This is a genomic window from Micromonospora sp. NPDC002389, assembly GCF_040296095.1.
Lineage (GTDB): Bacteria > Actinomycetota > Actinomycetes > Mycobacteriales > Micromonosporaceae > Micromonospora.
On sequence record NZ_JBEOWP010000005.1, the window covers coordinates 65665 to 89576 of the forward strand.

General features: G+C 71.4%; 22 protein-coding genes. 10 read left to right on the forward strand and 12 right to left on the reverse strand.

The window, feature by feature from the left end:
- Positions 1–18 precede the first annotated feature (18 nt).
- Positions 19–2805 (forward strand): phosphoenolpyruvate carboxylase, encoded by a 2787-nt coding sequence (gene ppc / locus ABT008_RS11420; RefSeq protein WP_350695711.1) that lies wholly within the window; start codon positions 19–21, stop codon positions 2803–2805.
- 135 nt (positions 2806–2940) lie between these two features.
- Here the strand turns inward: ppc and ABT008_RS11425 are convergent, their stop codons facing one another.
- The gene (locus tag ABT008_RS11425) at positions 2941–3714 is read right to left on the reverse strand and encodes a hypothetical protein (protein ID WP_350695712.1); all 774 of its coding nucleotides are present in this window, start codon (positions 3712–3714) and stop codon (positions 2941–2943) included.
- A 109-nt stretch (positions 3715–3823) separates the two neighbouring features.
- Between ABT008_RS11425 and ABT008_RS11430 the strand changes: the two genes are divergently transcribed.
- On the forward strand, positions 3824–4996 hold the full coding sequence (locus ABT008_RS11430; RefSeq protein WP_350695713.1) for a DNA recombination protein RmuC: 1173 nt from the start codon (positions 3824–3826) through the stop codon (positions 4994–4996).
- 161 nt (positions 4997–5157) lie between these two features.
- Complete coding sequence (locus ABT008_RS11435) at positions 5158–8424, forward strand: S8 family serine peptidase (RefSeq protein ID WP_350695714.1); 3267 nt, start codon at positions 5158–5160, stop codon at positions 8422–8424.
- Positions 8425–8629: 205 nt separating this feature from the next.
- On the opposite strand, the gene ABT008_RS11440 is transcribed toward ABT008_RS11435, so the two are convergent.
- From ABT008_RS11440 to ABT008_RS11450, 3 genes are all read right to left on the reverse strand, one after another.
- The gene (locus tag ABT008_RS11440; RefSeq protein ID WP_350695715.1) at positions 8630–9487 is read right to left on the reverse strand and encodes a hypothetical protein; all 858 of its coding nucleotides are present in this window, start codon (positions 9485–9487) and stop codon (positions 8630–8632) included.
- Positions 9488–9725: 238 nt separating this feature from the next.
- Positions 9726–10178, reverse strand: coding sequence for a hypothetical protein (locus ABT008_RS11445; RefSeq protein WP_350695717.1), 453 nt, complete (start codon positions 10176–10178; stop codon positions 9726–9728).
- Positions 10179–10231: 53 nt separating this feature from the next.
- Entirely contained in the window at positions 10232–11221 is a 990-nt protein-coding gene (locus ABT008_RS11450; protein ID WP_350695719.1) for a 4-hydroxy-3-methylbut-2-enyl diphosphate reductase, read from the reverse strand.
- A gap of 120 nt (positions 11222–11341) precedes the next feature.
- Between ABT008_RS11450 and xseA the strand changes: the two genes are divergently transcribed.
- Together xseA and ABT008_RS11460 are read left to right on the forward strand one after the other, a co-directional pair.
- Positions 11342–12595 (forward strand): exodeoxyribonuclease VII large subunit, encoded by a 1254-nt coding sequence (xseA, locus tag ABT008_RS11455; RefSeq protein WP_350695720.1) that lies wholly within the window; start codon positions 11342–11344, stop codon positions 12593–12595.
- A 31-nt stretch (positions 12596–12626) separates the two neighbouring features.
- A complete protein-coding gene (locus ABT008_RS11460) occupies positions 12627–12848 on the forward strand; it encodes an exodeoxyribonuclease VII small subunit (RefSeq protein ID WP_350695721.1) in 222 nt (73 codons plus the stop codon).
- 193 nt (positions 12849–13041) lie between these two features.
- Here ABT008_RS11460 and ABT008_RS11465 read toward each other — a convergent pair whose 3' ends face one another.
- Together ABT008_RS11465 and ABT008_RS11470 are read right to left on the reverse strand one after the other, a co-directional pair.
- On the reverse strand, positions 13042–13878 hold the full coding sequence (locus tag ABT008_RS11465) for a hypothetical protein (RefSeq protein ID WP_350695723.1): 837 nt from the start codon (positions 13876–13878) through the stop codon (positions 13042–13044).
- 95 nt (positions 13879–13973) lie between these two features.
- Positions 13974–14639 (reverse strand): DUF4245 domain-containing protein, encoded by a 666-nt coding sequence (locus ABT008_RS11470; protein ID WP_350695724.1) that lies wholly within the window; start codon positions 14637–14639, stop codon positions 13974–13976.
- A 147-nt stretch (positions 14640–14786) separates the two neighbouring features.
- On the opposite strand from ABT008_RS11470, the gene glpX reads away from it, so the two are divergent.
- Together glpX and ABT008_RS11480 are read left to right on the forward strand one after the other, a co-directional pair.
- Entirely contained in the window at positions 14787–15818 is a 1032-nt protein-coding gene (gene glpX / locus ABT008_RS11475) for a class II fructose-bisphosphatase (protein ID WP_350695725.1), read from the forward strand.
- 29 nt (positions 15819–15847) lie between these two features.
- Complete coding sequence (locus ABT008_RS11480; protein WP_350696170.1) at positions 15848–16888, forward strand: DMT family transporter; 1041 nt, start codon at positions 15848–15850, stop codon at positions 16886–16888.
- Here ABT008_RS11480 and ABT008_RS11485 read toward each other — a convergent pair.
- The 5 genes from ABT008_RS11485 to ABT008_RS11505 all read right to left on the reverse strand — a co-directional run bounded on the left by ABT008_RS11485 (position 16818) and on the right by ABT008_RS11505 (position 21010).
- Complete coding sequence (locus ABT008_RS11485) at positions 16818–17471, reverse strand: rhomboid family intramembrane serine protease (RefSeq protein WP_350695727.1); 654 nt, start codon at positions 17469–17471, stop codon at positions 16818–16820. The genes ABT008_RS11480 and ABT008_RS11485 overlap by 71 nt on opposite strands.
- Before the next feature lie 114 nt (positions 17472–17585).
- Positions 17586–18266 (reverse strand): aggregation-promoting factor C-terminal-like domain-containing protein, encoded by a 681-nt coding sequence (locus ABT008_RS11490; protein WP_350695729.1) that lies wholly within the window; start codon positions 18264–18266, stop codon positions 17586–17588.
- Positions 18267–18558: 292 nt separating this feature from the next.
- Complete coding sequence (phoH2, locus tag ABT008_RS11495; RefSeq protein WP_350695731.1) at positions 18559–19974, reverse strand: RNA 5'-3' helicase PhoH2; 1416 nt, start codon at positions 19972–19974, stop codon at positions 18559–18561.
- Between the two features lie 330 nt (positions 19975–20304).
- Positions 20305–20637, reverse strand: coding sequence for a hypothetical protein (locus tag ABT008_RS11500; RefSeq protein ID WP_350695733.1), 333 nt, complete (start codon positions 20635–20637; stop codon positions 20305–20307).
- 28 nt (positions 20638–20665) lie between these two features.
- Complete coding sequence (locus ABT008_RS11505) at positions 20666–21010, reverse strand: hypothetical protein (RefSeq protein ID WP_350695735.1); 345 nt, start codon at positions 21008–21010, stop codon at positions 20666–20668.
- Positions 21011–21274: 264 nt separating this feature from the next.
- Between ABT008_RS11505 and ABT008_RS11510 the strand changes: the two genes are divergently transcribed.
- The 3 genes from ABT008_RS11510 (at position 21275) to otsB (ending at position 23121) form a co-directional block, all read left to right on the forward strand.
- Complete coding sequence (locus ABT008_RS11510) at positions 21275–21715, forward strand: helix-turn-helix domain-containing protein (protein ID WP_131053570.1); 441 nt, start codon at positions 21275–21277, stop codon at positions 21713–21715.
- Between the two features lie 159 nt (positions 21716–21874).
- Positions 21875–22228, forward strand: a complete 354-nt coding sequence (locus ABT008_RS11515; RefSeq protein WP_350695737.1) for a hypothetical protein — start codon at positions 21875–21877, stop codon at positions 22226–22228.
- A 68-nt stretch (positions 22229–22296) separates the two neighbouring features.
- Entirely contained in the window at positions 22297–23121 is an 825-nt protein-coding gene (otsB, locus tag ABT008_RS11520; RefSeq protein WP_350695739.1) for a trehalose-phosphatase, read from the forward strand.
- A 20-nt stretch (positions 23122–23141) separates the two neighbouring features.
- Here otsB and ABT008_RS11525 read toward each other — a convergent pair whose 3' ends face one another.
- The gene (locus ABT008_RS11525) at positions 23142–23912 is read right to left on the reverse strand and encodes an isoprenyl transferase (protein ID WP_350695741.1); all 771 of its coding nucleotides are present in this window, start codon (positions 23910–23912) and stop codon (positions 23142–23144) included.

The following is a 23912-nucleotide window of genomic DNA, read 5'->3' on the forward strand; positions in this document are numbered from 1 at the left end:
TCACGTAAGGAGCGCACGGTGACCGACCAGCACGATCACGACGGCCCCGACGCCGCCCTGCGCGCCGACATCCGCCGGCTGGGCACCCTGCTCGGGCAGACCCTGGCCCGCCAGGAGGGCCGCCCCCTGCTCGACCTCGTCGAGGAGATCCGCGCCCAGGTACGTACCGACGCCCCCGCCGCCGCCCGGCGGCTGGGCGGGCTCGACGTGACCACCGGCACGAAACTGGCGCGCGCCTTCTCCACCTACTTCCACCTGGCCAACATCACCGAGCAGGTGCACCGGGCCCGGGACCTGCGGCGTCGCCGCGCCGTGCAGGGCGGCTGGCTGGACCAGGCGGCCAAGATGATCGCCGAGCGCGGGGTACCCGCCGAGGAGATCGCCTCGGTGGCCCGCCGCCTGGCGGTACGCCCGGTCTTCACCGCTCACCCGACCGAGGCGGCCCGCCGCTCGATCCTGTCCAAGCTGCGCGCCATCGCCGACGAGTTGGACACCGAGACCGCCAACGCGATCCTCTACGGGGCCAGTGACGAGGGCCCCGCCAACCGTCGGCTGGCCGAGCTGCTGGACCTGATGTGGCAGACCGACGAGCTGCGGCTGGACCGGCCGGACCCGACCGACGAGGCCCGCAACGCCATCTACTACCTGCGCGACCTGTACGCCGAGGCGGCCCCACAGGTGCTCGACGACCTCGCCGAGACACTGCGCACCCTCGGCGTGGAGACCTCGCCGACCGCCCGCCCGCTGACCTTCGGCACCTGGATCGGCGGCGACCGCGACGGCAACCCCTTCGTCACCCCGACGGTGACCCGTGAGGTGCTGGCCATCCAGCACGAGCACGGCCTGACCGCCACCGAGGCGGCGATGGAGGAGCTGATCAACGAGGTCTCCGTCTCCCGTCGGCTGCGCAACGTGTCGCTGGACCTCTCCGCCAGCCTCGCCGCCGACCTGGACGCGCTGCCCGAGGTGGCACCCCGGTTCCGTCGGGTCAACGCCGAGGAGCCGTACCGTCTCAAGGCCCGCTGCGTCCGCGCCAAGCTGGCCAACACGCGGGCCCGGTTGCGCCAGGGCACGCCGCACGTGCCGGGTCGCGACTACCGGGGTTCCGCCGAGCTGATCGCCGACCTGGAGCTGCTGCGCGCCTCGCTGGCCCGTAACTCCGGGCAGCTCACCGCCGTGGGCCGGCTCGCCTCGACCATCCGTACCGTCTCCGCGTTCGGCCTGCACCTGGCGACCATGGACATCCGGGAGCACGCCGAGAAGCACCACGAGGTGCTGATCCAGCTCTACCGGGCGGTCGGCGAGGTCGAGGACTACCCGGCGCTGACCCGGCTGGAGCGCACCAAGCTGCTCGCCGACGAGTTGACCGGTCGTCGGCCGCTCTCCGCCGCCGACACCCCGTTGACCGATTCGGCGCGCAAGACGTTCGACGTGTTCGGCGCCATCCGCGAGGCGCAGGACCGGTTCGGCACCGAGGTGATCGAGTCGTACATCATCTCGATGACGCTCGGCGTGGACGACGTACTCGCCGCGGTGGTCCTCGCCCGCGAGGCCGGTCTGGTGGACGTGCACAGCGGACGGGCGCGGATCGGGTTCGTGCCGCTGCTGGAGACCCCGGCCGAGCTGAACTCCGGCGGCGAACTCCTCGACGAGCTGCTGTCGCTGCCCGCGTACCGGGCGCTGGTGGCCGCTCGGGGCGACGTGCAGGAGGTGATGCTGGGCTACTCCGACTCCAACAAGGAGGCCGGCATCACCACCAGCCAGTGGTCCATCCACCGGGCGCAGCGGGCGCTGCGGGACGTGGCCGCCCGGCACGGGGTGCACCTGCGGCTGTTCCACGGCCGGGGTGGCACGGTGGGGCGCGGTGGCGGGCCGACGCACGACGCGATCCTTGCGCAGCCGTACGGCACGCTCGACGGCGCGATCAAGGTGACCGAGCAGGGTGAGGTCATCTCCGACAAGTACACGCTGCCCGCGCTGGCCCGGGAGAACCTGGAGCTGACCGTGGCCGCGGTGCTCCAGGCGACCCTGCTGCACACCGCGCCCCGGCAGCCGGCCGAGATGCTGGAGCGCTGGGACGCGGCGATGGACGTGGTGTCCGAGTCGGCGTTCCGGTCGTACCGGTCACTGGTGGAGAACCCGGACCTGCCGGAGTACTTCTGGGCGTCCACCCCGACCGAGCTGCTCGGCGCGTTGAACATCGGCTCCCGACCGGCGAAGCGCCCGAACACCGGCGCCGGCCTCAGCGGGCTGCGGGCCATCCCGTGGGTGTTCGGCTGGACCCAGACGCGGCAGATCGTGCCCGGCTGGTTCGGGGTGGGCTCCGGCCTGGCCGCCGCCCGCGAGGCCGGGCTGGCCGACGTGCTGTCCGAGATGAACCGCAACTGGCACTTCTTCCGCACGTTCCTGTCGAACGTGGAGATGATGCTGACCAAGACCGACCTCGGCATCGCCCGTCGGTACGTGGAGACCCTCGTGCCGAAGAAGCTGCACCCGATCTTCGCCACGATCGAGGAGGAGTACGAGTTGACCCGGCGGGAGGTGCTGGCGGTCACCGACTCGCCGGACCTGCTGGAGAACTCCCCCGTGCTGCAACGCACCCTGGCGGTCCGCGACACCTACCTGGAACCGTTGCACCACCTCCAGGTGGCGCTGCTGCGGCAGTACCGCGACTCCGGTGCCGCCGGTCGGGCGGTGGCCACCGCACCGGGCGGCCGACGGGCCCCGAGCGACGGTACGGCTCTGGAGCGCGCGCTGCTCACCACCGTCAACGGCATCGCCGCCGGCATGCGCAACACCGGCTGACCGCCGAGAGGCAGGGCCGAGATGCAAGGAAGGGTCCCCTCCTAACGCCTGGCGTATAGGAGGGGACCCTTCCTAACATCTGCGGCCGCTGCCGCGACACATCTGCGGGCACTGCCGCGACGTCAGAACGCGACGTCAGAAGTCGCCGCCGCCGAAATCACCGCCACCGAAATCACCACCGCCGAAGTCGCCACCGCCGAAGTCGCCACCGCCATAGTCACCGCCGCCGAGGTCGCCGCCGTCGCCGCCGAAGTCGCCGCCCTGGTCGTCCAGGCCCGCTGCCGCACCGGCGTCGTAGCCGGGGTCGCCGAACGAGGGCGAGAAGAGCGCGTCGGCGATCAGCATGCCGCCGAGCACGCCGACCCCGGCACCCAGCGCCGTCTTCCACCAGGGGGTGGAGTACCAGCCGGCCGGCACCGGCCGCCCCTGCATCCGCCCGCCCGGGTAGTAGTACGGCGTGTCCCGGCCCGGCTGCGGACCGGCCTTGAACGTCTGGCCCTGCACCTGCACCTGGCGCGGCACGGTCAGCTCACCGGCGCCACTCGCGGCGGCCAGCGCCGGCAGGGGTGGCCCGGGGTCGATGCCGAGCGCCGTCCGGGCCGCCCGGATATAGGTCAGCCCCTCCACCGCGGTCTCCCGGGCCAGCCGGTACTGCGTGATGCTCCGGGCCTGCTCCAACTGCGAACCGGCCGCGTGGTACCGCTCGGCCGCGTCGGCCAGCGCCTGACGGACCGCCGGATCGTCGCCGCTGAGCGTCATCACCTGCCCACCGAGGCGTTCGTACCAGCGTCGGGCGTCGGCTTGGACATCGGCGAGGCTCCGGGCGTCGCGCGCGGCGCGTTCCCGCCGCCACCAGACGAACGCGCCGACGAGACCCGCGAAAAGGAGTACGACCAGCAGAAGTTCCACCACTCAAACGTACCCACCATCTGCCAGCGACCCACCTCCTGACGAGGTCGGACGCGGCACGCGGCAACGGTCGAGGCGCGAAGCGCTCATCTTTGGCAAGCTCGTCAGGATGGAGCTCTCGACTCTGGCGGTCGTCGTCGTGTGTCTCGGTGCCGGGGGTGCGGTGGGCTGGTTCGCCGCGCGGGCCCGCTCGGCGACCGAGATCGCCCGGCTGGACGCCACCCTGCGCGCCACCCGTGAGGGCGAGGGCCGGTTGGAGCAGTCGATGCGGGCGTTGAGCTACGAGGCGACGGCCCAGTCCCAGGAGGCGGTGGCCCGGGCGGTGGCGCCGCTGCACGACACGTTGCGCCGCTACGAGCAGCGGGTGGCCGAGTTGGAGCGGGACCGCGTCGACGCGTACGCGGAGCTGCGCGAACAGGTGCGCTCGATGAGCACGGTCTCGGGTGAGCTGCGTACCGAGACCAAGCAGTTGGTGGCGGCACTGCGCGCGCCCCAGGTACGCGGCCGGTGGGGCGAGCACCAGTTGCGGCGGATCGTGGAGGCCGCCGGGATGCTGGAACACTGCGACTTCTCCGAGCAGGTCACCGCCGCCACCGACCAGCAGACGGTCCGCCCCGACCTGGTGGTCCGGCTGCACGGGGGCCGGAGCGTGGTGGTGGACGCGAAGGCGCCGTTCGACGCGTACCTGACCGCGATGGAGGCGCGCGACGAGCGGGGGCGGGACACCCACCTCGACCTGCACGCCAAGCACCTGCGGGGGCACGTGGACGCGTTGGCCGCCAAGTCGTACTGGGCGGCCTTCGAGTCCACCCCGGAGTTCGTGGTCCTCTTCGTACCGGCCGACCCGTTCCTGGACGTGGCGTTGCAGCGCGATCCGACGCTGCTGGAGCACGCGTTCACCCGCAACGTCGTGCTGGCCACGCCGGCCACCCTGGTCGCGCTGCTGCGTACGGTGGCCTGGTCGTGGCGGCAGGAGCAGCTCGCCCGCAACGCCCTGGCGGTCCACACGCTGGCCCGGGAGCTGTACGGACGGTTGTCCACGCTCGGCGACCACGTCGGCAAGCTCGGCGCGTCGCTGGGCGGCGCGGTGACCGCGTACAACCGGGCGGTGGGTTCGCTTGAGGCGCGGGTGCTGGTCAGCGCGCGCAAGCTGGCCGAACTGGGCGTTTCCGACCACGAGCTGGCGGTACCGAACCAGGTCGAGATCGCGCCCCGTCAACCGCAGGCGCCGGAACTGGTCGATGGCGTTTCCGCAACGGATAGTCGAATTCGGCCGGACTAATCAGACCCTTACCACCTTCGATGTGACATTGCGCGTCTCGCGCATCACGAGATGGTCACAACGTACCTGCCGGTAGTGACATCGATGGTCGGCACCACGAAGGATTCGCCTCACGCGTGCCCTGCATCTGAGGGCGCCCTGTTCTCTGGAGGAAAGAGAACGTGAGTAAACCCCGAATCCTGAGCCGGCGTACCTCCGCCGCGCTCTTCGCCTCGGTCATGGCGGCGGGCGCCGTGACCGTGGTGGGCGGTACCGCCACCGCGAGCGCCGCCCCTGCCGGTCCCGACGCCGCGCAGGCCACCCCCGCCGAGGCGCTCGGCGAGCACGACGCCAAGCTGCTCTCCGAGGCAGAGGCCAAGAAGGCCCCCACCGTCACGATGATCGTCGCCACCGAGAAGGGCAAGGCGAAGGACGTCGCGGACGACCTCAAGGACCTCGGCGCTGCGGTCACCGAGCGCTACGACACCATCGGCTACGTGCTGGCGAAGGTGCCGACCGGCAAGGCGGTCACGGCCGCCACGCTGCCCGGCGTCGCCGCGGTCGACCTGGACGAGAAGATCCAGCTCCCCGACCCGAAGCCAGAGGTCGTCCCGGGCGCCAAGAAGGCCGAGAAGCAGGGCACCACGCTCAGCGGCCCCGGCGCCAAGACGCCCGCCGACAACCCCTACATGCCGACCGGCGAGATCGGTGCGGCCAAGTTCGTCAAGCAGAACCCCAAGTGGGACGGGCGCGGCGTCACCATCGGCGTGATGGACTCCGGTGTGGACCTGGACCACCCGGCGCTGCAGAAGACCACCACCGGCGAGCGCAAGATCGTCGACTGGGTCACCGCCACCGACCCGTTCGAGGACCCCACCTGGCGGCCGATGATCACGCAGGTCACCGGGCCGACGTTCACCGTCGCCGGTCGCACCTGGACCGCGCCGGCAGGGACCTACCGGTTCAACCTGTTCAGCGAGAACATCACCGCGAACAGCGAGCCGGGCGGTGACGTCAACCGCGACGGCGACACCACCGACCAGTTCGGCATCCTCTTCGACCCGGTGACCAACAACATCTGGGTGGATACCGACCAGGACGGCGACTTCACCGACGAGGCCCTGATGCGGCCGTACAAGGAGAAGTTCGACGTCAACCACTTCGGCACCGACAACCCGGCGACTCCGATCACCGAGCGGATGTCGTTCGTGGTCGAGTACCGCAAGAACGTCGACACCACCCCGCTCGGCGGCCCCGGCCTGGTCGACTACGTCAACATCGGCATCATCGAGGGCTCGCACGGCACGCACGTCGCCGGCATCACCGCCGCGTACGGCATGCTGGGCAACAAGGCGTTCAACGGCGCCGCCCCCGGTGCCAAGATCGTCTCCTCGCGTGCCTGCTCCTGGGGCGGCGGCTGCACGTATGCGGCGCTCACCACCGGTATGGCCGACCTGGTGATCAACCGGGGCGTCGACGTCATCAACATGTCGATCGGCGGCCTGCCGGCGCTCAACGACGGCAACAACGCCCGCGCCGTCCTCTACAACAACCTGATCACCACCTACGGTGTGCAGATGTTCATCTCGGCCGGCAACTCCGGCCCGGGTGTGAACACCATCGGTGACCCGTCCGCCTCCACCAACGTGGTCAGCGTCGCGGCCAGCATCAGCAAGGACACCTGGCTGGCCAACTACGGCTCGGTGGTCAAGCAGAAGAACGCGCTGTTCAACTTCTCCTCGCGCGGCCCGCGTGAGGACGGTGGCGCCAAGCCGAACATCGCCGCTCCGGGCTCGGCCATCTCCACCACCCCGGTCTGGCAGGCCGGCAACCCGGTCGCCGAGGCCGGCTACCCGCTCCCGTCGGGTTACGGCATGTCGAACGGTACGTCGATGGCGTCCCCGCAGGCCGCCGGTGGTGCCGCGCTGCTGCTCTCGGCTGCCAAGGCCACCGACCAGGGCGTGACCCCGGCCGCGCTGCGCCGGGCGATCTACAGCTCGGCCAAGCCGATCGCGAACACCGCCACCTTCGGTCAGGGCTACGGCATGTTCGACGTGCCGGGCGCCTGGAAGCTGCTGCGCAAGAGCAGCGAGCCGAACGACTACACCGCCGAGGCTCCGGTCTGCACGGTGCTCGCCGGCCAGCTCGCCACGCCGAACAGCGGCACCGGCGTCTACAACCGGTGTGACGCCGCCAACGGCGGGCACAAGGTCAACCAGTCGAAGTCGTACCAGGTCAAGCTGACCCGGACCAGCGGCCCGACCGGCAACGTGAAGCACAACATCGGCCTGCGCGGCAACAACGGCACCTTCTCGGCGCCGAAGAACGTCACGCTGCCGCTGAACAAGACCGTCACCATCACGGTCACCGCGAAGCCGAAGACCGCCGGGGCGCACGGCACGATCGTCACGGTCGACGACCCGCGCACCAACACGATCGACTTCGAGTTCTCCGCCGTCGTGGTGGCCTCGAACGACGTCAGCAAGCCCGCCTTCGCCTACTCGGCGCGGGGCACCGTGGAGCGCAACAGCACCACGTCGTACTTCGTGACGGTGCCGCCGGGTGCCGGGGCGTTGCAGGTGAACCTCTCCGGCATCGCCACCGGGTCGCAGACCCGCTTCATCGCCTTCAACCCGTACGGCGTCCCGGTGGAGAGCACCTCCAGCCTGGCCTGCTACACCAACTTCGCCAGCACGGTCGTCTGCAACGCGTTCGAGCGTGACTACCAGAACCCGCTGCCGGGTGTCTGGGAGATCGAGGTGGAGTCGCGGCGGACCTCGCCGGCGCTGAACAACCCGTACCAGCTCCAGGCACGGGTGCAGGGCGTCGCGGTCGAGCCGGCCGTGGTCGAGCTGCCGGCGGTCACCGCCGGTGTCCCGACCCCGGTGACCTGGTCGCTGAAGAACACCTTCGGCCCGGTCTCGGTGACCGGCCAGGGTGGCCCGCTGTCCAGCGTGCACACCGAGCGGCCGACCATCGCCGAGCTGGCCAAGCAGGAGTTCACCGTCGAGGTGCCGGCGGGCGTCACCAGCTTCACCGCCCGCATCGGCAACCCGTCGAACGCCAGTGCCGACCTGGACCTGTTCGTCTACCGGGGCACCACCCTGGTCGGACAGCAGGCCGACGGTGACTCGGAGGAGGCGGTGACCCTGACCAACCCGGTCGCGGGCACCTACCGGGTCGTCGTGGACGCGTACGCGGTGGACGGCGCCGGTGGCAGCACCGAGTACGACTACCGGGACTCGTTCTCGTCCCCGTCGCTCGGCACCCTGACGGCCTCGGGTGGCACGCTCACCCTGGCCAACGGTGCCACCGGCAGCCTCTCGGGTTCGGTGACCGCCCAGTCCGCCCCGTCCGCGGGTCGGGCGCTCTACGGTGAGCTGACCGTGGTGACCACCGAAGGCGCGATCGTCGGCCGCGGTGCGGTCTCCGTCGGCGCGGTGAACTGACACCACCACCATCGCACCACCAGGAAGCCCGTCTCCGGTCCATCCGGAGGCGGGCTTCCGCCTTACCCGACCGACCGCCGAGGCGGCGAGGGCTCCGTCACGACGAGGACCTCGCCGATCATGGAGTTCTGGCGAGGGTTTAGGAGTGATACGCGCCTTTCATCAGTGCCACAGCTCCATGATCGGCCCGACGTCCACCGTCGTGTCACCCGGCGGGAGACGGGTCGGCCGGGCCGTGCCGCTCGGAGGACCGCACGCGGTCGCTGGTCAGGCCGACCACGAGCAGGAGGTATGCGGTCAGCTCCACGGCGGCTGTCAGCGCCGGCACGGGCGCCGGCAGGGAGGTGGTGGTGCCGATCTCGGTGAAGACGCTCCCCCGGCTCCCCGGATAGGGCAACGGCACCATGCCCAGGGCCGCGTCCAGGTGCAGCAGGGCGGCCGGTGCCAGCAGAGCGGCACCGACGGCGGCGAGTCGATACCCGCGCCCGACCAGCAACGCGGCCAGTGCGATCGCACCCAGCGCGAGCACGAGCGGAGGCGACGCGACGGCGAGCAGTTCCGGGACGGCGGACCGGCTCTCCCGGGGCCGGAGCGACTCGGCGTCCCGCCTGGCGAGATGAACCTGCACCACGAGGACGACCGCAAACCCGGTCATCACCACGGCGGCCAGCGCAGCGCCGACCATCACCCGCCTTCTCGGGCGTTCCCGCCGACGCAGTGCGACCACCGTCAGCACCAGGACGACGACAAGCGCCGCCCAGGTCGCACGAAAGGTGGTATCGAACCCGATGTTGAAACCCGATGGGCCCGGCCGGAGCACCTGCCATGCCCCGCCGACGTACACGGCAGGCATCGTGCGGTACGCGTCGACGATCGGCGCGACGAGCGCCAGCGGTACGGCCCAGCGAGCGATCGGCACCCCTGCCAGCAGCGCGTACGCCGCCAACACCGACAGCGCCATCAGTTCGGCGTACCGGAAGATCGGCACTCCGGTGAGCAGGCCGAGGACGTGGAGTACGACGAGAACAGCCGCTGTGGCGAGGAGTATCGATCGGAAACGCACCGGCGCATCCTGCCAGCAATCGATCTTCGCCGTGGCCCCTCACCCGGTCACCGCCCCGCCGCTCACTCCCGGGACGACGAACGAGAATCGTTCGCCGATCATGGAGCCATGGCGAGCACTTAGGGGCGATGTGCACCTTTTGCCGCCGCCACAAGTCCAAGATCGACGCGCGCCACACGGCACCCGTTGCCGGGTGGCGACGGGTGCCGTGGGGTCGGTGAGGGTGGGTGGGGTGGGGTCAGGCGCGTTTGGCGGTGGCGACCTGGAAGGGGGTGCCCTGCTGGCACGTCGTCATCAGACCCGGATTAGGTCGGCCGGTCACCGTCACCGCAGCACCGGAGGTGAGCACGTCACGTGGCCCGCCCAGCAGCAGGTAGCCGTCGAGCAGCAGGCAGCCGGGCTCGACGCCGGCCTCGACCCGGCCGGTGAGCGTCATCTCACCCGTGGTCGGGGGCGGGGTCGGCACGCCCCGGGTCTTGCCGGCCGGCGGCGGACTGGCCGGAGCCGTCGGGTCCACCGGGTCGGAGGGCGGGGGCACGGGGCCGGTCGGATCCGGGGTCGGCAACTCGGTCACGGGTGACGCTCCCGTCGGGGTCGGGGCGGTGGGGCCGTTCCCGGCGTCCTGACCACCGCAGGCGACGAGCGCCGTGCAGACGATCAGCGCGGTGACGGCGATCCGAAGGGTCCTCATGCCGGTCTGACGTGTCCGGAAGGTCAGCCGTTCCATCGGCGCGTGCCGACGGATCAGCTCTGGGCCGCCGCAGCGGCCTTCATGTCGCGCTTGAGCTCCTGCGGCAGCGAGAAGGTGAGGCGCTCGTTGGCGGTCACCACCTCCTCGACGTCGGCGAAGCCGCGCTCGGCGAGGTGCGCGAGCACCTGCTGCACGAGTTCCTCCGGGACGCTCGCGCCGGAGGTGAGGCCCACCGTCCGGGCGTCGGTCAGCCAGGCGTCGTCGATCTCGTGGGCGAAGTCGACCAGGTGTCCGGCGCGGGCACCGGCGTCCAGGGCCACCTCGACCAGCCGTACGGAGTTGGAGGAGTTGCGGGACCCGACCACGATCACCACGTCGCACTCGGCCGCGATCTCCTTGACCACGTGCTGCCGGTTGCTGGTGGCGTAGCAGATGTCGTCGCTGGGCGGGGACTGGAGCAGCGGTAGCCGCTTCTTGAGCCGGGCCACGGTCTCCAGGGTCTCGTCGACCGAGAGCGTGGTCTGCGACAGCCAGACGACCTTGCTCGGGTCGCGCACGGTGACCCGGTCGGCGTCCTCGGGGCCGTCCACCAACTGGATGTGCTCGGGGGCCTCGCCGGAGGTGCCGATGACCTCCTCGTGGCCCTCGTGACCGATGAGCAGGATGTCGTAGTCCTCGGCGGCGAACCGCTTCGCCTCCTGGTGCACCTTGGTCACCAGCGGGCAGGTCGCGTCGATCGCCTTGAGCGACCGCTCCTTCGCCTGCTCGTAGACCTCGGGGGCCACGCCGTGTGCCGAGAAGATGACGGTGGCTCCCTCGGGAACCTCCTCGTTCTCCTCGACGAAGATCGCGCCCTGCGCCTCCAGCGTCCGCACCACGTGCTTGTTGTGCACGATCTCCTTGCGGACGTAGATGGGGGCACCGTAGAGCTTGAGCGCCTCCTCGACGGTCTGCACCGCCCGGTCGACGCCCGCGCAGTATCCACGGGGCTTCGCGAGCAGCACGCGCTTACCGGTCCCGGAAGTCCTCTCGCCCTCAGTCACGCCCCCATCGTACGTGCCGCCCGCGCACCCGGCACCGCGCGCGCCCCGCCGCCGACCTCGTCGGCCGCCGCCCCGGCCATGATCAGCGAAGCGGTCGGTGGGTGGGCTTAGGGTGGTCGGGTGAGTACGGGTGGGGGGACGGCGACCGGAAGCGGAACGGCTGCCGGCGCAGGGGCCAGCACGGCGGAGGAGCCGTGGCCGGTGCGGGTGGTCAGCCAGAAGATCGGCGCCTGGGTGGCGCGCCTGGGCTGGGTCTGGGTGGACGGGCAGGTGGCGCAGATCAGCCGGCGACCCGGTGCCAGCACCGTGTTCCTCACGCTGCGTGACCCGTCGGCCGACCTGAGTCTGACCGTCACCACCAACCGGGACGTGCTCGACACCGGCGCGCCGGAGTTGCGCGAGGGCGCCCGCGTCGTGCTGCACGCCAAGCCGGAGTTCTACGCCGCCCGGGGCACGCTCAGCCTGCGGGCCGACGAGATCCGGCAGGTCGGTCTCGGTGAGCTGCTGGCGCGGCTGGAGAAGCTCAAGAAGCTGCTCGCCGCCGAGGGGTTGTTCGACCGGGCCCGCAAGCGCCGCCCGCCGTTCCTGCCGCAGCGGATCGGGCTGATCACCGGCCGGGCCAGCGCCGCCGAGCGGGACGTGCTGACCAACGCCCGTCGCCGCTGGCCGGCGGTGGAGTTCCGGACGGTGAACGTGGCCGTCCAGGGTGCCGGCGCCGTGCCGCAGATCGTCGACGCGCTCAAGGCGCTGGACGGCGACCCGAGCATCGACGTGATCATCCTGGCCCGGGGCGGTGGCGGCATCGAGGACCTGCTGCCCTTCTCCGACGAGGCCCTGTGCCGGGCGGTGTTCGCCTGCCGTACGCCGGTGGTCAGCGCGATCGGCCACGAGACGGACGCGCCGCTGGTCGACTACGTGGCCGACGTCCGCGCGTCGACCCCCACCGACGCGGCCAAGCGGGTGGTGCCCGACCTGGCCGAGGAGGTACGCCTGATCGGCCAGGCCCGGCACCGGCTACGGCGCGCGGTGCACCACCTGGTCGACCGCGAGTCGCACCGGATCGAGGCCCTGCGCTCCCGGCCGGCGCTGGCCCGCCCGCAGGTGATGGTGGAGCAGCGGGCCGGCGACCTGGCCGCCCTGCGGCAACGGGCCACGCGCTGCCTGGACCACCGCATCGCCGCCGCCGACGACGACCTGCGGCACACCCTGGCCCGGCTGCGCGCGCTCTCACCGGCCGCCACCCTCGACCGGGGGTACGCCATCGTGCAGCGCGCCGACGGCCACGTGGTGCGCGCCGCCGCAGAGGTGGCGCCCGGTGACCCGCTGCGGGTACGCGTCGCCGACGGCGAACTGTCGGCCACCGTGAACCCCTGACCTGTCGGCCCCTCTGCTGGAGAAGGAAGCGATGACTGACGAGAAGACCGACGGGTCGGACGAGCGGCTCAGCTACGAACAGGCTCGCGCCGAACTGGCGTCGGTGGTGGAGCGGCTGGAGGCCGGCGGGACGTCGTTGGAGGAGTCGCTGGCCCTGTGGGAGCGCGGCGAGGCGTTGGCGGTGATCTGCCAGCGCCGACTCGACGGCGCACGGGCCCGGATCGACGCCGCCCGCCAGGAGTCGACGAGCTGACGCCGGCGTACGACGGCGACGCCCGGACGATCGGGGCCCGGACGATCGGGGCCCGCCCCGGCAACGCCCGGACGACCAGGGCAGCCCCACACGGCGACGCCCGGACGATCATCGCCCGGCTGCGCCCCGGACACGACGCGGCGGGAGCCGAAAGGCTCCCGCCGCGTCTCGTCGCTGGCCCGAAAGGGGTCGCTTACCTGAACAGGTTGTACAACTCCGGCGGCGCCTCGACGACCTGGTCGGCCGGGGGCTTCTGCGCGGCGGTCGCGTTGCCGTAGTCGCTGTACGTCATCTTGATCTCCTGGCCGGCGGCCGCCCCCGTCGGCGGCATCCGCAGCACCAGTTCGGTGAGTCGGCCCTGCGCGTCGGTGGTGGCGGTGAAGGGCACCGCGTTGGCCTCGGGGCCGAGCGCGGTGATCACGCCCTGGTCCAGCGAGCCGGCCTCGGCGGCCTTGGAGACGTCGATGGTGCCGGAGAAGTTGCCGTCGCCGGTGCGCTGCACCTCGGTGACCGCCTGGGTGAGCGCGGCGCTCCCGGCCGGGTCGACCTTGTCGAAGTCGAAGCCGAGGTTGCGGTCACCCTGGATCCGGTTCTGGTCGAGGTGCTGGAACTTGCCGAGGTTCAGCCGGTCGAGGCCGGGCACACTGGTCGCCGCGCTTCCCTTCAGGTCCACCTTGACCCAGCTGTCCGGCTTGGCGTGGATCAGGTCGAGGCTGATCGCCAGGTCGTCGGTCGGCTCGCCGAGGCGTACCCGGATCTCGGCGCTCTGGCTCGGCTGGTGCACCTGGCCCTCGGCGACCGAGCCGACGCCGGACATGGTGAACCGGAAGTTGCCGTTGCTGATCTCCTTGGTCGAGTCCAGCAGCGCCTGCTTGGCCTCGGAGTCGGCGGCGGGTGCGCCGGAGCCGGTGGCGGACGGTGTGGCGGCGCCGGTGGCGGGTGCGGTGTCGCCGGAGGTCGTGCAGGCGGCGACTCCAGGCGTGAGCAGGGCGGCGGCCATGAGACCGGCGCTCAGTCTGCGAATGGTCATCGGTGTCTCCCAGCGGGTCACCCGACGCTTCCCGCGCCGGTGGCTCCCCTTTCCTGTTCCCTGCCGAGGCCGCCCGCAATCACCACGAAGCCCACTCAATCGACGGCGGTGGCCATCTCGCGCAGTTCGTTGTCCCGGGCGTCACCGACCACGACCACGGTCCGATCCGGTTCCAGCAGCACCAATGCCTGCTCGTTGCCCCGCCCGGTGTACCGCTGCCAGGTGCCGGAGCCGAGATCGGCCTGTCCCTGCGGCCGTCCCTCCTCGGTCAGCTCGGTGGGCAGCAGCCGCTCCGGCGGCACGTTGCTCTGCACGAGTTGCAGACCCCGCCCCTCGGGAGTGAGATAGCCCACCCGCAGGGTCGCGCCCTCCTCCGTGGTCCGGTACGCCGCGCGCACGGTCTTCCAGCCGTCGGAGAGCCCGGTCGGCTCGGAGACCGGGAAGGCGCCGGCCGAGCGCGCCTGCTCGAAGGCGGGGGTCGGGTTCACCGTGCTCGGCGCGTCCCCACCGAGGAAACCCCGGGAGAAGGCGATCAGCAGGGCGATCGGGATCAGCAGCACCAGCAGTGAGATGGCCATGTCCCGGGGCCGGCGCTCGGATCGGCCGGGTGCGGCCTGCGCCGCCGGTGGTTCCCCGGCGGTCCGCGCCGGTTCCGGCCGCTCCTCGGGTACGTCCGGTCCGGCGGCCCGGTCGACGGTCGGCTGCTCGGCCGTCGACGGCTGGTCTGCGGGTACGCGGTCGGCAGGCTGTGCGGGTTCCACCCGGCCATTCTCGCAGCCGCCCGACCGGCGGTATCCGGCCCATCACCGCCCCGCCCCGGTCGCGCGTCCGCCATCGTGTGAGGATCAGGAACGAAGCCGGTAGCACCGGCCCGGTCAACCCCGCACCGCCGCGAGGAGGAGCCGTTCATGACGACCACCAGGACGCGTACCCCACAGAACCTCGACCGCAACATCGCCCTCGACCTGGTCCGGGTGACCGAGGCCGCGGCGATGGCCGCCGGCCGCTGGGTCGGCCGGGGCGACAAGGAGGGCGGTGACGGCGCCGCCGTCGACGCCATGCGCAAGCTGATCAACTCGATCCCGATGAAGGGTGTCGTGGTGATCGGCGAGGGCGAGAAGGACAACGCCCCGATGCTCTTCAACGGCGAGGAGGTCGGTGACGGCACCGGTCCGGAGGTGGACGTCGCGGTCGACCCGATCGACGGCACCACGCTGATGAGCAAGGGCATGCCGAACGCGCTCGCGGTGCTGGCGGTCGCCGAACGGGGCGCGATGTTCGACCCGAGCGCCGTGTTCTACATGGAGAAGCTCGCGGTCGGCCCGGCGTACGCGGACGTGGTGGACATCAACGCGGGGGTCGCCGACAACCTGCGCCGCATCGCCAAGGTCAAGGGCACCGGGGTGGACGAGGTGACGGTCTGTGTGCTCGACCGGTCCCGGCACGACGGGCTGGTGGAGGAGATCCGGCGGATCGGGGCGGGTATCCGGTTCATCTCCGACGGCGACATCGCCGGTGCCATCGCCGCCGCCCGGGGCGAGTCCGACGTCGACGTGCTGATGGGCATCGGCGGCACCCCGGAGGGGATCACCGCCGCCTGCGCGCTCAAGTGCATGGGCGGGATGATGCAGGCCAAGCTCTGGCCGCGCGACGACGCCGAGCGGGAGAAGGCGCTCGCCGCCGGGCACGACCTGGACCGGGTGCTCACCACCGACGACCTGGTCACCGGGGACAACTGCTTCTTCGTGGCGACCGGTGTCACCTCCGGTGACCTGCTGCGCGGTGTGCGCTACCGCTCGGGTGGGGCGTACACGCAGTCGATCGTGATGCGGTCCAAGAGCGGCACGATCCGGGTGATCGACTCGTTCCACAAGTTGGAGAAGCTGGCGCTCTACTCGGCGGTGGACTTCGACGGTCGCCCGCTGGACGAGCAGGATTGAGTCAGGGCGCGACGGCGACCGGGCCGACGGTGTCGGCCGGTCGGCGGGCCGGCGCGGTGGCGCTGGGTGCCGTCGCCGGGGTCGCCGTCGCCGTCCAGTCGCGGATCAACGGCGAGCTGGGCGTACGCCTCGACGACGGGATCGCCGCCGCGCTGGTCTCGTTCGGCCTGGGGCTGGTGGTGCTGGTGGTCCTCGGGTTCGCCACCGCGAACGGACGCCGGGGCCTGTCCGCGCTGCGCGCCGCTCTCGGCACCGGCAGGCTGCGGGTCTGGCAGTGCCTCGGCGGCGTCTGCGGGGCCTTCCTCGTCTTCACCCAGGGTGCCACGGTCGGGGCGCTCGGCGTCGCCGTGTTCACCGTGGCGGTGGTGGCCGGCCAGTCCGGCAGCAGCCTGGCCGTGGACCGGGCCGGGGTCGGTCCGAGCGGGCGGCAGCCGGTGACGCTCCCCCGGCTCGCCGGTGCGGTACTCACCGTGGCGGCGGTGCTGCTGGCCGTCGGGGACCGGCTGGCCGAGCCGGCCGCTCTCGGTCTGGCCCTGCTGCCGCTGCTGGCCGGCTTCGGGGTGGCCTGGCAGCAGGCGGTGAACGGACGGGTCCGCGAGGCGACCGGGAGCACGGTCACCGCCACGCTGGTCAACTTCGTCGTCGGCACGGCGGCCCTGTCGGCCGTCTTCGCGGTCAGCCTCGTCGTGCGCGGCGTACCCGCCGGTGGCCTGCCCGCCGAGCCGTGGCTCTATCTGGGCGGGCCGATCGGGGTGACCTTCATCGCGGTGGCTGCGGCGGTGGTCCGCTTCACCGGCGTGCTGCTGCTCGGCCTGGCCACCGTCGCCGGCCAGATCGTCGGCGCGGTGCTGCTGGACGTGCTGCTGCCGTCCGCCGACACCCGCCCGACCGCGAGCACGGTGCTCGGCGCGGCGCTCACCCTGGTCGCGGTGGTGATCGCCGCGCTCGGTGGGCGGATCGGCGCCACCGCCCGAGCCCGGCGGCGCGGGGACACCGAGGTCAGGGCATCGTCATCGGGGACTCGGAGCGGTACGGCCCGTCGAGGTCGGTCCGGCGGCGCCGGAAGATGATCGCGGCCACGATGCCGCCGAGCAGCCCGAACAGGTGCCCCTGCCAGGAGATCCGCTCGTCGGTGGGCAGGACGCCGACCAACTGGCCGCCGTAGAGCAGACCGACCAGCAGGAAGACGGCGAAGTTCCACCAGCTCCGCTCGAAGATGCCCCGGGTCAGCAGGATGCCGAGGTAGCCGAAGATGACGCCGCTGGCGCCGACCACGATCGTGTTGGGCGAGCCGGTGAACCACACACCCAATCCGCTGACCAGCACGATCACCAGGGTCGACCAGAGGAACCGCCGGGCACCCGCGGCCAGCACGAAGGTGCCGAGCAGGATCAGCGGGATGCTGTTGCTGTAGAGGTGGTCGAAGCCGTGGTGCAGGAACGGTGAGAAGAAGACGCCGTCCAGCCCGTCGATGCGCTGCGGGATGATGCCGGCGGCGGCGTCGAAGCCGGCGCCCAGCCACTGGTCGAGGCCCTCGATCAGGAAGAGGACCGGCACCACCGCGCACATGGCGACGAAGGCTCGGCCGATGGAGGCGTAGAAGGCCTCGGTGCCGAACCGGTGGGGGTCGCCGCTTCCGGGCTGCAGGGTCACCTGTCAACAGCTATCAGCAATCGCGGACAGCCGCCACTTTTCGCCGACCACCGAGACGACGGCGGCGGTACGCGAGTGCCGCGTACCGCCGCCGTCGACGTGCTCAGGTGGGACTCAGTAGTAGCCCGAACTCTGCGACTTCGCCCACGCGCCGCAGGGGTTGCTGTACCGGCCCTTGATGTAGCCGAGCCCCCAGGTGATCTGGGTGGCCGGGTTGGTCTGCCAGTCGGCGCCAACCGAGGCCATCTTGTTGCCCGGGTACGCCTGCGGGATGCCGTAGGCGCCGGAGGAGGGGTTGCGGGCCTTGTGGTTCCAGCCGCTCTCCTTGTTCCACAGCTTGTCGAGGCAGGGGAACTGGTCGATCTTGAAGCCTGCGTCGATCATCATGGCGCAACCGATCTTGCGGTTGCCGCCGTACTCCGCGCAGGAGGCGGGGATCGGGCCGTCGTACGGCCGGGCGGCGGCACGCGCCGCGGCCTCTTCTCGGGCCTTCCGCTCCTCCTCGGCCTTCTTGCGCGCCGCCTCTTCGGCCTTGCGGGCCTTCTCGGCGGCGGCACGGGCCCGCTTCCTGGTCTCGGTGGCCTGCTCCCGAGCGGCGCGCACCTGACGGGAGACCTGCTGCGGCTCCTGCCGGTACTCGACGTCGATCTCGGTGACGCTCCCGGCCACCTGCGCGCCTGGGCCCTGGCGCTGAGACTGGCGGTCCTCGCTGAGGTAGAAACCGCCGGCCACGCCCATGCTCAGCAGCGCGACGGCTGTGGCGCGGGCGGTGAACCGGCTCCATGGCCGACTCACGTGGTGATCCCTTCGTCGGGGTCAGGGACGCGGCATGACCACGGCCGTTCCGGGCCGAGGCGTGCCGCGAGCGCCCGCCACCGGTGAGGCCGGTGGCCGAAGACGCACCCCGTCCGCTTCCCGGCGAATCGGCCGACCCCCTCGTGGGGTGACGAACGATCACCAACGATGCGTCAGGTGCGTGGGCGCCCGCTGGACACCATCGCGCACGGTGAGGCTGATGGGAAACCGCCAGCCTCGATTGTGACATGGGTCACGGGAAATAACAGCCTTAAAACGCCCTAAACGGGCGTCATTGGGGGACATCCTCCAGTAGGTCGGTCACCATCGCGGCGATCGGAGATCGCTCCGAACGGCTGAGCGTGACGTGCGCGAACAGGTGATGGCCCTTGAGTGCCTCGATGACGGCGGTGACGCCGTCGTGACGGCCGACACGCAGGTTGTCCCGCTGCGCGACGTCGTGGGTCAGCACCACCCGCGAGCCCTGGCCGATCCGGGACAGCACGGTCAACAGGACACCGCGCTCCAACGACTGCGCCTCGTCCACGATGACGAACGCGTCGTGCAGGCTCCGTCCCCGGATGTGGGTCAGCGGCAGCACCTCGAGCAGCCCCCGGGAGGTGACCTCCTCCAGGACGTTCTCGTGGATCACCGCGCCGAGCGTGTCGAAGACCGCCTGCGCCCAGGGCGACATCTTCTCCGACTCCGAACCGGGCAGGTAGCCCAGTTCCTGGCCGCCGACGGCGTACAGCGGGCGGAAGACGACCACCTTCTTGTGCCGGCGGCGCTCCATCACCGCCTCCAGCCCCGCGCAGAGCGCCAGGGCGGACTTGCCGGTGCCGGCCCGGCCACCGAGCGAGACGATGCCGATCGACTCGTCGAGCAACAGGTCGAGGGCGATCCGCTGCTCCGCCGAGCGCCCGTGCACCCCGAACGCCTCACGGTCGCCGCGCACCAGCCGTACGGTCTTGTCCGGCAGCACCCGGGCGAGCGCCGAACCCCGGGCGGAGTGCAGCACCAGACCGGTGTGGCAGGGCAGGCCGGCCGCGTCGTCCACGTCGATGGTCTCGCCGCCGTAGAGCCGGGAGATGTCCTCCTCGCCCAGGTCCAGCTCCGCCATCCCGGTCCAGGTCGGGTCGCTCGCCTGACCGTGCCGGTACTCGTCGGCCCGCAGCCCGACCGAGGCGGCCTTGACCCGCAACGGCATGTCCTTGCTGACCAGCGTCACCTCCCGCCCCTCGGCGGCGAGGTTCAACGCGACGGAGAGGATCCGGGCGTCGTTGGACTCGTTGCGGAATCCGGGCGGCAACACCCCGTCGTCGGTGTGGTTCAGCTCCACCCGCAGCGTGCCGCCGACGTCGTTGGCGGGCACCGGCCGGTCCAACCGGCCGTGGCGTACCCGCAACTCGTCCAGCATGCGCAGCGACTGTCGGGCGAACCAGCCCAGCTCGGGATGGTGTCGTTTGCCCTCCAGCTCGGAGATCACCACCAGCGGCAACACCACCTCGTGCTCGGCGAAGCGGTGGAACGCCGCCGGGTCGCTGAGCAGTACGGAGGTGTCCAGGACGAAGGATTGGCCCGCTGGTCGGGGCTCCCTGGTGTCCGCCGACCCGGCCGCGGCAGTCCGGCGGCTACGGGTGGTGCGGCGAGTCGTGGCAGTCGAGGCCGGGCTCTGGTCGGCACCGGCGGTCGTACGGCGAGTCGTCACAGGCCTGCTCCGGCGGATGGGCACCCGGCCACCCGCGGTCCGCCTCCTCCGGTGCCCGGCTTGACACGGGGTCGGATGCGGGCCCCGTGTGCGAGGTCGCAGGCCGGGCGGGCCGGCTGGCTCGGGACAATCCCGCGCCATGCCTAGACGCTAGCCGCCCGCACCCCTCCCGGCTAGTGGCCTTTCGTTAACTGCTGGTGCCGTGGGCACACCTCGGGTGGCGGACCGGCCGGGATGCATGCCCCCTGCGCGCATCCCGGCCGGTGGACCACCGCCACCGGTCGGGCGTGGTCCGAGCGCGGCGCGCCGGACCGGGCCGTCGACCGGTTCTCAGCCGCTTCGCCGGACCAGGGTGCCGGTCGGGTGCCGCCCGACGACCGAGGCGGCCGGCTCCGTGAACGACGATCCGGTGTACGTGGTGCCGGGTCGGACCGCCCCGGCGGACACCCGCTTGGCGGGCGAGGTGACCGCGAGGGCGGTGGCGATCGCCGCCTGCGCGTCCCGACGGCGCCGGTTCCACGCTCCCCGGTCACCGTCGAAGTACCCCTGCCGGTAGCCGAAGCGGTAGCCGATCCGATAGCTGAGCTGCCCGTGCAGGCGGCCGGCGGCGTAGCTGGTCGCGGCCAGCACCAGGACGAGGAAGATCGCGAGGAACGGGCTCATCCGGCGGCTCCGGCCCCTCGCCCGCCCGTCATTTCTCCTCCGGTTCGACCGTGGTGGGGTCGGCGATCAGCAACCGGTCGAGATCGTCGGTACCGATCTCCTCGACCAGCTCGACGCTGATCCGGCAGCCGTCCAGCACCACCTCGGCCACCGAGGACCGGCGGATCTCCCCACCGGCGTCGTAGACCCGGACGCTGAGTTCCGGGCAGCCGAGGTGGGTACGCCAGGCGTTCCACTCGGCCCGGTCGCCGACGGACAGCGACAGGTAGCGACAGCCCCGGGCGAGATAGAGCCGCCACGGAGCGATCAGGCCGGCGGCGACCCCCTCCGCGATCAGACCGAACGCCTGGGCACGGGTCGCGAGTTCGGTCACCACTCCCCCCTTGCACCGAGCGCGTGACGCAGCTGAGCACCTATCGTCTCATTCACGTGACACACCGTAGGTTGTCCCATGAGCGTGACAGTATCAGCTTTTCGTTCGTTTGCCTCCACACCCACGGACATCTATCCTGCCCAGGTGACACCCCTCAGGAACAGCGCTTCATCCCGAATTGCCAGGTCAGTATCGGCGTCACGCAAGCGTGACAAAGGCGTGCCCGGGACTTCTCTGCGAGCCCATTCGCCGTACGGTCACCAGGTGACCGAGACGGCCAACGCGCGGAAGATCGCCTTTGCCACCTTCGTCCGACGCGCCATCGATGAGGCCCGGGCCACCCGAGCGTGGAGCGGCACCGAGGTCTCCCGGCGCACCGGCGTCTCGCGCCAGACCATCAACCGCTGGGTCCGCGGCGACTGGGCCAGCGACCCGGAGGCGGAACGGGTGGTGGCGTTCTGCGAGGGGCTCGGGCTCGACCCGGCCGCCGCCTTCGCGGCGCTCGGCTGGGACCGCACCGCATCGCGCCGGTCCGCCCCGCCACCACCGCCGATGGACCCCGACGTCGAGGCGCTCCTGCGCCGACTGGTCGACCCGGAGGTCTCCGACGCGGAGAAGTTCCACATTAGAGAAACCATTCGTTATCTCGCATATCGCCCGACCCTGCCGGCCGGTGTCCGAAAACGAGGCGACGCCGCCAGCTAGTTCCTCAGATGGCGAAAGAACGGCAGGTCAGCCTCATTCGTTTCGCTACGGGGTCGGAACGGGCGCGCTAGCGTCCGTATTCGTACTGCTTGGGCTCGTCGTCGGCGGGGGGACGGGACAAGGCCGAACCCAGCCCTGCGGGACAGAAGGGGGTCTGTCATGACCCTGAAATGGATGACGGTCGTGGTCGCGGCGGTCTCGTTGACGCTGTGCGTCACCGGGAACGCGGTCACCCTGGCCCTGAACGGCGGGCAGCTTCCCCTGCTCGTGAACCTCTTCGCACTCGCCACCGCGGCCACCGCGATCGTCCTGGCCGTCCTCGCCGAGCTGCACGACCGGCTCGACGACCGGCTCACCGCGCTCACCGAGTTCCTGGTGGAGCGGCTCCGGGAGATCGAGGCCCACACCGGCGACCGGAACTCCGGATTCGTGGAGGGCTACCTGCTCAGCCACGGCCAGGAAGCCGCCGTCGTGCCCTTCGTACGTCGGGGACGGGGAGCCGCCGAACGCTGACCCCGCCCGGCGACCGCGCCGGATCCACGCCAGGAATGACCGGCCGAACCCGGGGTACGCTGACGCGCGTGCCACCGTTGAATCTGGGCAACCAGACGCCGAAGACCCCGTTGAACGCCGACCAGGCCTGGCAGACGACCGCCGACCGGGCAGCCGAGACCATCCTCTTCTTCGACTTCGACGGCACACTCGCGCCAGTGGCCGACGACCCCACGCAGGTGCAACCCGCGCCGAAGGTGCTTGCCGCGATCGAGACTCTCGCCCCGGTCGTACGGCGGATCGCGATCGTCTCCGCACGTCCGGTGGAGTTCCTGCGCGAGCACTTCGGCGGCCTGACCGGCGTCGACCTCTATGGGCTCTACGGCCTGGAGCACAGCCACTCGGGCGGCGAGACCGTCACCGAGCCCGCCGCGCTGCCCTGGGTGCCGACCATGGCCGAACTCGCCGACCTGGCCCGGGCCGAGCTGCCGCCGGGTGCCCTCGTCGAGTACAAGCGGCTCTCCGTGGCGCTGCACTGGCGTACCGCCCCGCAGTTGGCCGCCACCGTCGAGGAGTGGGGTCGTGCCCAGGCCGAGCGCCTCGGCCTGCGGTTGCAGGTGGGGCGGATGGTGCTGGAGATCAAACCGCCGGTCGACCGGGACAAGGGCATGGTGATCGGCGAGCTGGTGCAGGGCGTCGGCGGTGCCTGGTATTTCGGCGACGACGTCTCCGACATCAAGGCCTTCGCCGCGCTGCGGGCCCGCGCCGCCGACGACCCCGACTTCCTGGGCGTCTGCGTCGCGGTGGCCAACCCGGAGACCGGTGACGAGGTCGCCGAGGCCGCCGACCTCACCATCGACTCCCCCGCCGCGTTGGGCGACTTCCTCACCCAGGCCACCCACCACCTCACCTGAGGCGTGCTCCGGTACGGCGGTCAGACGCCGTACCGGCGCTGGCGGGTGGCGTACGAGCGCAGGGCGCGGAGGAAGTCGACGCGGCGGAAGTCCGGCCAGTTGAGTTCGCAGAAATAGAACTCCGAGTGCGCCGACTGCCAGAGCATGAAGCCCGACATGCGCTGCTCGCCGCTGGTCCGGATGATCAGATCCGGGTCCGGCAGCCCTCGGGTGTAGAGGTGCTCGGAGATGTCGTCGACGTCCAGCGAGCCGGCCAGGTCCTCCAGCGTGCCGCCGTTCGCCGCGTGCTCCAGCAGCAGCGAGCGCACCGCGTCGGTGATCTCTCGCCGGCCGCCGTACCCGACCGCGATGTTGACCTGGGCGCCGCCGCTGCGGTCCCGGGTGCGCTCCTCGGCGGCCTTGAGCGCGGCGGCGTGCTGCGCGGGCAGTACGTCCAGCGCGCCGACCATCCGCAGCCGCCACGGGTTGCCCTGCTCGGCCAGCTCGGTGGTCAGGTCCTCGATGATCTGGAGCAGCGGGTCGAGCTGCTCCGCCGGCCGCGACAGGTTGTCGGTGGAGAGCAGCCAGAGCGTCACGTGTCCGACACCGGCGGCGTCGCACCAGCGCAGCAGTTCCTTGATGCGCTCCGCGCCCATCCGGTGCCCGTCGTTGGGGTCCACCAACCCCATCTCCCGGGCCCACCTACGGTTGCCGTCGCACATCACGCCCACATGCTGCGGCACCTGACGGCCCGCGAGCTTGGCGGTCAGCCGCCGCTCGTAGACGGAGTAGAGAATTTTCCGCAGAGTCAT

What these genes read in the sequence shown, in the direction of transcription:
- ABT008_RS11430 (WP_350695713.1), top strand. Translation starts at nt 3,824, where the DNA reads ATGGAGCTCTCGACTCTGGCGGTCGTCGTCGTGTGTCTCGGTGCCGGG.
- ABT008_RS11445 (WP_350695717.1), bottom strand. Translation starts at nt 10,178, where the DNA reads ATGAGGACCCTTCGGATCGCCGTCACCGCGCTGATCGTCTGCACGGCG.
- ABT008_RS11460 (WP_350695721.1), top strand. Translation starts at nt 12,627, where the DNA reads ATGACTGACGAGAAGACCGACGGGTCGGACGAGCGGCTCAGCTACGAA.
- ABT008_RS11465 (WP_350695723.1), bottom strand. Translation starts at nt 13,878, where the DNA reads ATGACCATTCGCAGACTGAGCGCCGGTCTCATGGCCGCCGCCCTGCTC.
- glpX (WP_350695725.1), top strand. Translation starts at nt 14,787, where the DNA reads ATGACGACCACCAGGACGCGTACCCCACAGAACCTCGACCGCAACATC.
- ABT008_RS11500 (WP_350695733.1), bottom strand. Translation starts at nt 20,637, where the DNA reads ATGAGCCCGTTCCTCGCGATCTTCCTCGTCCTGGTGCTGGCCGCGACC.
- ABT008_RS11515 (WP_350695737.1), top strand. Translation starts at nt 21,875, where the DNA reads ATGACCCTGAAATGGATGACGGTCGTGGTCGCGGCGGTCTCGTTGACG.
- ABT008_RS11525 (WP_350695741.1), bottom strand. Translation starts at nt 23,912, where the DNA reads ATGACTCTGCGGAAAATTCTCTACTCCGTCTACGAGCGGCGGCTGACC.